General features: G+C 65.3%; 8 protein-coding genes, 1 tRNA gene and 1 pseudogene. 4 read left to right on the top strand and 6 right to left on the bottom strand.

Annotated features, from left to right (window positions below):
• Positions 1-89: 89 nt before the first annotated feature.
• Positions 90-1,010, bottom strand: a complete 921-nt coding sequence (locus tag J2850_RS31420; RefSeq protein ID WP_209991360.1) for a LysR family transcriptional regulator — start codon at positions 1,008-1,010, stop codon at positions 90-92.
• Between the two features lie 137 nt (positions 1,011-1,147).
• On the opposite strand from J2850_RS31420, the gene J2850_RS31415 reads away from it, so the two are divergent.
• Both J2850_RS31415 and J2850_RS31410 read left to right on the top strand, forming a co-directional pair.
• Positions 1,148-2,374: an MFS transporter gene (locus J2850_RS31415; RefSeq protein ID WP_209991358.1), complete on the top strand. Its 1,227-nt coding sequence runs from the start codon at positions 1,148-1,150 to the stop codon at positions 2,372-2,374.
• A gap of 41 nt (positions 2,375-2,415) precedes the next feature.
• Positions 2,416-3,189 (top strand): SDR family NAD(P)-dependent oxidoreductase, encoded by a 774-nt coding sequence (locus J2850_RS31410; protein WP_209991356.1) that lies wholly within the window; start codon positions 2,416-2,418, stop codon positions 3,187-3,189.
• 137 nt (positions 3,190-3,326) lie between these two features.
• On the opposite strand, the gene J2850_RS31405 is transcribed toward J2850_RS31410, so the two are convergent.
• The 4 genes from J2850_RS31405 to J2850_RS31390 form a co-directional block, all read right to left on the bottom strand.
• Entirely contained in the window at positions 3,327-4,043 is a 717-nt protein-coding gene (locus J2850_RS31405; RefSeq protein WP_246513790.1) for an SDR family oxidoreductase, read from the bottom strand.
• 65 nt (positions 4,044-4,108) lie between these two features.
• Positions 4,109-4,786, bottom strand: a complete 678-nt coding sequence (locus J2850_RS31400; protein ID WP_209991354.1) for a peroxiredoxin-like family protein — start codon at positions 4,784-4,786, stop codon at positions 4,109-4,111.
• 40 nt (positions 4,787-4,826) lie between these two features.
• A complete protein-coding gene (locus tag J2850_RS31395) occupies positions 4,827-5,597 on the bottom strand; it encodes an enoyl-CoA hydratase/isomerase family protein (protein ID WP_209991352.1) in 771 nt (256 codons plus the stop codon).
• 41 nt (positions 5,598-5,638) lie between these two features.
• A complete protein-coding gene (locus J2850_RS31390; RefSeq protein WP_209991351.1) occupies positions 5,639-6,199 on the bottom strand; it encodes a glutathione S-transferase family protein in 561 nt (186 codons plus the stop codon).
• Positions 6,200-6,309: 110 nt separating this feature from the next.
• On the opposite strand from J2850_RS31390, the gene J2850_RS31385 reads away from it, so the two are divergent.
• Both J2850_RS31385 and J2850_RS32420 read left to right on the top strand, forming a co-directional pair.
• A complete protein-coding gene (locus J2850_RS31385; RefSeq protein WP_209991348.1) occupies positions 6,310-7,257 on the top strand; it encodes a LysR family transcriptional regulator in 948 nt (315 codons plus the stop codon).
• Positions 7,258-7,497: 240 nt separating this feature from the next.
• Positions 7,498-7,590: pseudogene (locus J2850_RS32420) on the top strand (carboxymuconolactone decarboxylase family protein); the annotation flags it as partial.
• 279 nt (positions 7,591-7,869) lie between these two features.
• On the opposite strand, the gene J2850_RS31375 reads toward J2850_RS32420, so the two are convergent.
• Positions 7,870-7,946, bottom strand: a tRNA-Met gene (locus J2850_RS31375).
• Between the last annotated feature and the right edge of the window lie 131 nt (positions 7,947-8,077).

The raw sequence follows: 8,077 nt of genomic DNA, 5'->3' as shown, positions 1-8,077 counted from the left end.
GCACATTCATCAGACCGCGCCGATCCGATGTCCATGTTGTCGGTGCTGGCTCGTCCCGCGCAGGCGGGAGTAGAACTGCCAAAGTAGTGCTAGCGGCTATCAGGGGCTTCATTCCTCGCAAGTTGAGCACAGAAATCCAGAAAGGCACGAACTTTGGCCGCCGGGTGGCGGCGGGACGGTTGAATGGCGTAAAGTGGAAAGGTCTCGTCAGGCCAGTCCGGGAAGAGATCGATCAGCGCACCGCTTGCGATCCAGTGCCCGGTGCCCAGAGACATAACCTGTGCCACGCCGGCTCCTGCAAGACAGGCCTGCAGCATGGTGTTGACATCGGTCAGCAGGAGCGGCCCTGTCGTCGGGACAGGCAGGATCTGTTTGCCGCGCTGGAATTCCCACTCGAATGGCCGTCCCGTCAGGGGATCGCGGAACTGGATGCAGGCGTGATCGGCGAGATCCTCCGGCCTTTTCGGCTTGCCATGAGCCGCGAGATACGAAGGCGCGGCCACCGTCAGGATGCGCGTCTCCAGCAGGAGCCGTGAAATCAGCGACGACGACGGCTGCGGCCCGAAGCGGACGGCGACGTCCATGCCCTCCGAGACCAGATCACCAACATCGTCGCGGGTGTGAATCTCGATCTGAAGCTCGGGATAACGCTCCGTGAAGCCGCGCAGATGCGGTGCCAGCACCAGCCCGGAAAAGAACGGATCGACATTGACCCGCAGACGGCCGCGCACCGAACTGGCAGCCCCTGATGCGGCGCCAGCCGCTTCCTCGATGCCTTCCAGATGCGAAACGACGGCCTCATAGAAGCGCGCGCCCTCATCGGTCAGGTGCAGCGATCGGGTCGTCCTGTCGAAAAGCCGGATACCCAGCCGGTTCTCCAACCGTGAAATCGACCGACTGACTCCTGAAGGGGTGAGGCCGAGCATCTCGCTTGCACCCGCGAACGTTCCTCTTTCGACGACAGCGGCCAGTACGCCAACGCCGGACAAAATACGACCGTCGAAATTCATCCTCGACACTCCCGACGTCCAGCTTTGCCTCCTTCGGTAATATGTGATTTTCAGTCACGGGTTAAATGACAAGTCGATGTTATGCGCATCAATCGATCTTCGGCATGGTCGTCGAACCCCAAAGCCGGAGAGTTGGCATGACGGAAAACGCCATTCATCAGAATCATGGGGACTCCGCCCCGACGGCGGCCTTCATCGGAGAAGTCAAACGGCGTTCGCCATTGGCCGAAGCCTTTGCAGTCGTTGCCCTGTCGCTCGGAACATTCGCCTTCGTCAGCACTGAATTGATGCCCATCGGCATCCTGCCTCGGATGGCGGATGGCGTCGGCGTGTCGCTTGGTCAGGCCGGGTTCCTGGTCACGGGTTTTGCCTTGCTCGTGGCGATTGCGGCAACTCCGCTCACGGCGGCAACACGCCGCTGGAACCGCAAGTGGCTGATGCTCAGCCTTCTCCTGGCCTGCACGCTCGGCAATGTGCTGACCTGTTTCGCGCAGACCTATGCAGTGCTGCTGGCAAGCCGGCTGATCGTTGCCGCCGCCATCGGAATCTTCTGGTCGACGGCGGCCAGCATGGCGGTGCGGATCGTTCCCGGAAGACACGCCGTCCGGGCCACGTCAGCGGTCTATGGCGGCTTGGCGTTCGCCTCCGTGCTCGGCATTCCCGCTGGGACCTTCCTTGGCAATTACGCCGGCTGGCGCATCGTCTTCGTCGGGCTCGCGGTCCTTTCCCTCGCCGTCTTCATCAAGATGTGGCTGACCCTGCCCGATCTCGCCGCGACCCAAGAGGGCAACCACAGCACGGTCGCACAGGCATGGCAGGAACCGCCCTTACGCGCGGCGGTCTATGTGACCGCACTCATCATGACGGCGAATTTCCTTGCCTTCACCTATATCGCGCCGTTCCTTGAGCAGATCACGGGCTTCGAGACGGCATGGATCGGCGGCCTGCTGCTGGCCTACGGCGCCGCGGGCTTGGTGGGCAATTTCGGCATCGGGCCGATCATGGCGCGCGGATATCGGCCGACACTCTTCGTCACGATGATCGTCCTGATCGCCAGCATCGCCGCACTGAGCTTTGCCGGCACGAACCGCGGGCTCGTCATCGCCCTTCTCCTGGTCTGGGGTGCCGCCTATACCGCCTTGCCGGTCCTTATGCAGACCTGGGTATTCAAGGCGGCGGCCCATCTGAACGGACCCGAGGCGCCGTCCTCGCTTTACGTGTCCGCCTACAACGGCGCCATTGCGGCCGGCGCCTTCGTCGGCGGGGTTATCGTCGATCATGCCGGACCATGGTCGATCATGCCGATCTCGGCGGTCATCGGCATTCCCGCATTGCTGATCGCGCTGAAACACGCACCGAAATGAGAGGGCATTGCGGAAGAATTCCCACCAGAAGGAGAGAATCATTGGCACGCATATTCATCACTGGCTCCTCGACGGGCCTGGGGCTCATGACAGCCTCCTTGCTGGCGGAGAGCGGGCATGAGCTCGTCCTACATGCACGGAACAGTGGGCGGGCCAAAGCCGCCGCTGCCTCTCTGCCTGCGGCCCATGCGGTGGTCGAGGGTGATGTCTCGACCATTCGCGCCACCAGGCGGCTTGCCGAGGAAGCCAACCGGCATGGCCCCTATGACGCGGTCATCCACAATGTCGCCATCGGCTATCGCGAGCCGCGGCGCATCGAAACCGCCGATGGCCTGCCGCATGTCTTCGCCATCAACACGCTGGCGCCGTTCATCCTGACGGCACTGATCGAAAAGCCGAAACGGCTGGTCTATTTGAGTTCCGGGCTGCATCGCACCGCATCGGCGGCTCTGGACGACATCACCTGGGAGACGCGCCGCTGGGATGGAACCCAGGCCTATTCGGAGAGCAAGCTGCACAATGTACTGCTGGCCTTTGCCGTCGCCGGATATTGGCCGGACGTCCTGTCGAATGCGCTCGAGCCGGGCTGGGTGGCGACGCGCATGGGCGGTCCGGGTGCCACCGACGATCTTGACCAAGCCCACCGGACACAGGCTTGGCTTGCGGTCAGCAACGATCCGGCCGCGTTGGTGACGGCCCGCTATTTCTATCACATGCAGCCCCGCGAGGTTCATCCGGCCAGCCGAGACAGCAGCCTTCAGGAGCGGCTGATCGCGATCTGCGAACGGCTTTCCGGCGTGAAACTCGCCCCCTGATCAGCCCGCGACGAAGTGGAGGGTGTCGGGGTCGCCGTTCGCGAGGACCCCGAACCTCTGCACCGGGAGAGCCGCAAAGGCGTGGCAGGTCCGTCCGTCGGAAGGTCGATGAGCGGGCCGGCTCATGTCGTCCTTGCTCAGAACGCGGCCTTTCCGATCGAGGCCCCGCCATCGACATGAATCGTCTGGCCGGTGATGAAGCCCGCCTCGTCGGACAAGAGAAAGGCGATCGCCGCCGCGATGTCATCCGGCTTGGCGAAGCGGCGCATCGGCACGCCTGCAAGGTAACGCGCCTCGCCAACGCTGCCGGGCGGATTGTTGGCACGGAACAACTCGGTTTCGGTCGGCCCCGGCGAGACGGCGTTGACGGTAATCCCGTCGCCCGCCAACTCCAGTGCCCAGCCGCGCGCGAAACTCACCAAAGCGGCCTTGGCGGCGGCATAGGCGGTGCGCTCCACGGCGCCGAGCACGGTGAGGCTCGACACATTGACGATCCGCCCCCAGCCGCGTGCCTTCATTCCCGGCAATGCCGCCTGCACCACCGTCAGCGCCGGGTGAAGATTGACCCGCATCACCTCGTCCAGCGCCGGCAACTCGACTGCCCCGAGCGGCTGTGGGCGCACGAGGCCGACGTTGTTGACCACGCCGTCGACAGCGTGGCGTGCGACGATGTCGACAAGAGCGCCGGTTGCCCCCTCGCCGGCCACATCGAGCGGATAAAGCGTGCCCGGAAAATCGTCGACACTGTTGCGGGCGACACCGATGACGGCATGGCCGCGCGCGGCGAGCCTGTGGGCGAGGGCCAGTCCGATTCCCTTGCTCGCGCCGGTGATGAGGAAACTGCGTTGCATCATGGTTCTCCAGCCCCCGCTCCGGTCTTGGAACGGGGCGTCGTTGCAGGCGGGTGGATCGACAGGGATCAGGCGACCACTGTCCGGTTGGCGCTGCGGAGGGCCGGCAGCATGTCCTCGGGTTCGGGGCGGCGAGTGTAGTCCGGGTTGACCTCTGCATAAAGGATCGTGCCGTCCTGCCCGACGACGAAGCGGGCGGGCATCGGCAAGGTCCAGCTCGGATCGCCGTTGAACGCCGGCAGGTCGTTCTTCAGCCCCTTGTAAAGCTCGACCAGATAGTCGGGCAGTTCGAAGCGCAGGCCGAAAGCGGCGGCGGCGTCGTTCCGCGGGTCCGACAGGATCGGGAAGCTGAGCGCGTTCTGGCGCACCGACTTGCGGCTGTTCGGAGCAGTCTGCGGCGAGACGGCCACCAAGCTTGCACCGAGCGACTGGAAGGTCGGAAGCGCCGTCTGCAACGCCTGCAGTTCCATGTTGCAATAGGGGCACCAGACGCCGCGGTAGAAGCTGACCACCAGCGGCCCCTCCGCCAACAGGGCGGTGGACGACACCGCCTTGCCGTCGGGGTCGTCGAGCGTGAAAGCGGGAGCCTTGTCCCCGGCCTTGAGCGCAAGGCCGGCGGCGCCCGAGGCGATCAGTTCGGCGGTGGCGCGGTGCATCGTTTCGATCACCGAGCGGGGGACGTTGTAGGGCGGCTTGCCGGCCTGGAAATCGGCCTTGAAGGCGTCGAGCTTGTCCTGGAGCGACATGGGAAAGTCCTTCGTCGTATGGAGTGGAGGGAAATGCGGATCAGCCGTTCGCGGCGGCGGAGCGGGCGACCTCGGCCGCACTGATGCCTTCCAGAGCCAAGCCGTAGCCGGCACCTTCGTCGATGATCCGGCGCAGCTTCTGCGTCAGGGCGATGCGTGTGTAACGGCTGGTGAGCGGCGGCAAGGCGGCCAGCCCTTCGGCGATCTCATGCGCCCGGGCGAGCAGCCGGCCGGCCGGCACGATCTCGTTGACGGCACCCCAGTCCTTCGCGGTTTCCGCGTCGAGGATCTGGCGGGTCAGGATGAAATGGCGGCCGCGGATGCTGCCGACCACCTCCGGCCAGAGCAGGTTCACGCCGTCGCCAGGGACGATGCCGAAGTCGAAATGCGGCTTGTCCTGAAAGACCGTTTCCGGCGTGGCCAGCACGATGTCCGCGAGCAGCGCATATTCGGAATGGAGCAGCACCGGTCCGTTCAGGGCGGCGATCAGCGGCACCTCGATGTCGAGGATGTTCATCAGGACCTTCTTGCCCTCGCGGAAGATCTTGTCGTAACCGCGGGGGCTGAAGAAATCGAAACCCTCGGGGCTGATGGCGTCCATGAAGGCAGCGCCCGATCCGGTGAGGATCACCACGCGGTTCTCGGGATCCGACCCGATCTGATGGAACAGGTCGACGAACTGCTCGTGGGTATGGCCGTTGAAGACCAGCTTGCCGCCATCGGTGTGCAGCTTCACTTCCAGAACGCCGCTGTCGGAACGTGTCAGGCGCGCGTTGGCGAAGGCAGTCCGATAGCTCTCGAAACGGGACATCAGGGTCACTCCTTGGATTGGCTTGGTTCGGATCGACGGTGTCAGGCGGCCTGAAGGAGAGCCTCGACGCGGGCGATCGCGCGCCGAACCGCGGGCCGGGCCGCGACGGCGTCGAACCAGCGGACGAGGTTGGAGCGGCCGTCGAGCGTCAGGCCGGGGAACTCGCGGCGCCACAACCAGCCGAAATGGGCGATGTCGGCGATGGTGAAGTCGTCGCCGGCAACAAAGCGGGCTTGGGCGAGCGGCTGCGGATCGGTGGCGCGGCGCTTGAAGAAGCCGGCATTGCCGAAGGCCGGGCTGAGGGCGGAGGCGTGGAAGAACAGTTGTTCGAACACCCGCGCCCGATCCGCACCGTCGCGCGGCAGCGGCCTGCCGGTCTTCTCGGCGAGATGGACGAGGATGGCGGCGCTTTCCGTCAGCACCAGCGCCCCGTCCACCAGCACCGGAACCTTGGCGTTCGGGTTCAGCGCGAGGAAGTCCGGGGCCTTCTGTTCGCCCTGGCGGATGTTGACGGGCTTCAGGACATAGGACAGGCCCATCTCCTCCAAGGCGATCGGGCTCTTGACGCTGTTCGGCGTCGCAAATGCATAAAGCTCGAACATGTTTCGCATCTCCCTTGCAGCGCCGCCGCCGATGGGAGAGTTATCGCCATTCCAATCTCCGGGTGGCAGACCGGCCGGAGCGATAACGGCAATTCCTGTCAGGAATAACGATGGACCGATTGCAGGCAATGGCCAGCTTCGTACGGGTGGTGGAGACCGGTTCCTTCTCGGGTGCGGCCCGGCAGCTCGGGGTGGGCCAGCCGGCCATATCCAAGACGATCGCGCAGTTGGAGGAGCGGCTGCAGGTGCGCCTGCTGCTGCGGTCGACCCATGGCCTGACGCCCACCGAAGCGGGACTGCGATTCTACGAACGCGCACGTCTTGCCATCCGAGAGGCCGATGAAGCGGAGCTGGAGGCGCGGGGCGCCGGTGCAGGCCTGTCGGGGCGGCTGCGCATCTCTGCCGCGACCACCTTCGCCCGGCTGCTGATCGTGCCCCGCCTGCCGGAATTCCTGAACCGTCATCCGGAGCTGGACATGGAGGTGATCCTGGACGACCGGGTGATCGATCTGGTGTCCGAGGGGATCGACGTCGCGCTGCGTATGGGCACGCTGTCGGACTCGACGGCGGTGGCGCGGCGGATCGCCAGCGGCGGCCGCTCGGTCGTGGCGACGCCGGCGTATCTGGCCCGCGCGGGCGTGCCGCGGACGCCGGCCGACCTCGCCGACCATGACGCGGTGGTCTACAGCCAGCTCAGCAACGGCTGGTCGTTCCGGCAGGGCGGGACCGAAGCCTCGGTGGTGGTGCGCGGCCGGCTGCGGGTCAGCGCCGCGGAGGGCATTCGGGCCGCGGTGCTGGCCGATCTGGGGCTGGCGGTCGCGTCCGACTGGATGTTCGGTCCCGAGCTTGCCAACGGTTCGGTGCGGCGCGTGCTGGAAGACTGGACGCTGCCGCCGATCGACCTGTGGGCGGTGTTCCCCACCGGCCGGCTGGCCAGCACCAAGGCGCGCGCCTTCGCGGAGTTCGTTGCCACCATCGTGACCGGCGACGGAGCACCGACGGAGGACGCAGGCTTGAGTGGACGCCATTTCCAGCGGGATCACTCGCAGGAAGCATAGGCATTGGTTACGCAGCCAGCCTACGCATCGCCTCTGGAATGGGTCAGGGTCCGATCCGTCGAACGCACCCGACGGAGCAAGGAACCGCCACCACGACCCAGTTCACCAGCCATACGCTCGATACCGCCCCGGATGCCGCAAAGCCGATTTCCGAGGGCGTGAAGGCCGCTTTCGGCTTCGTGCCCATCCTGTAATCCTATATGGCGGAATTGCCGGAACTGCTGGCCGGTTACACGGTCTGTGGACCTGTTCTCCAAGACCGCGCTCAGCACCCGTGAGCAGCAGGTCGTCTATCTGACCGCCAATTTCGAGAACGAGTGCCGCTACTGCTTTGCCGACCATGCCACGCGCGCCCGGATGCAGAAGATGGGCGAGGACATGATCGCCGCGCTGGGCGCCGGCAACGACCTGCCCGACGCCCGGCTGGAGGCGTTGCACCGCTTCGCCTCGCTGGTGGTGCGCAACCGTGGCTGGGCCGCCGACGCGGACGTCGATGCCTTCCGGGCGGCCAACTGGCCGGCATCCTGGCAGTCTGCGAGGGCGCCGATCGGATGGGCAAGGTCCAAACGCACGAACGCCCCGGCTCTTTCGAACCGGGGCGTCAAACGTCGTTGGTTGCGGGGGCAGGATTTGAACCTGCGGCCTTCAGGTTATGAGCCTGACGAGCTACCGGGCTGCTCCACCCCGCGGATGTCCTGTTCTGAGGGAGTGGAGGTCGTGAAGAGGATTGCGCAGCGTGTATGGATTTTGGCGTCTCTTGTGCCTGAGTGACCTGGCGGCGACCTACTCTCCCACATCTTAAGATGCAGTACCATCGGCG

It is taken from the genome of Azospirillum picis (genome assembly GCF_017876115.1).
GTDB classification, from domain to species: domain Bacteria; phylum Pseudomonadota; class Alphaproteobacteria; order Azospirillales; family Azospirillaceae; genus Azospirillum; species Azospirillum picis.
This window is presented reverse-complemented; position numbering and strand designations above follow the sequence as displayed.

Excerpts from the sequence above, each read along its gene's own strand:
- J2850_RS31420 (WP_209991360.1), bottom strand. The coding sequence starts at position 1,010 with ATGAATTTCGACGGTCGTATTTTGTCCGGCGTTGGCGTACTGGCCGCT.
- J2850_RS31415 (WP_209991358.1), top strand. The coding sequence starts at position 1,148 with ATGACGGAAAACGCCATTCATCAGAATCATGGGGACTCCGCCCCGACG.
- J2850_RS31405 (WP_246513790.1), bottom strand. The coding sequence starts at position 4,043 with ATGATGCAACGCAGTTTCCTCATCACCGGCGCGAGCAAGGGAATCGGA.
- J2850_RS31400 (WP_209991354.1), bottom strand. The coding sequence starts at position 4,786 with ATGTCGCTCCAGGACAAGCTCGACGCCTTCAAGGCCGATTTCCAGGCC.
- J2850_RS31395 (WP_209991352.1), bottom strand. The coding sequence starts at position 5,597 with ATGTCCCGTTTCGAGAGCTATCGGACTGCCTTCGCCAACGCGCGCCTG.
- J2850_RS31390 (WP_209991351.1), bottom strand. The coding sequence starts at position 6,199 with ATGTTCGAGCTTTATGCATTTGCGACGCCGAACAGCGTCAAGAGCCCG.
- J2850_RS31385 (WP_209991348.1), top strand. The coding sequence starts at position 6,310 with ATGGACCGATTGCAGGCAATGGCCAGCTTCGTACGGGTGGTGGAGACC.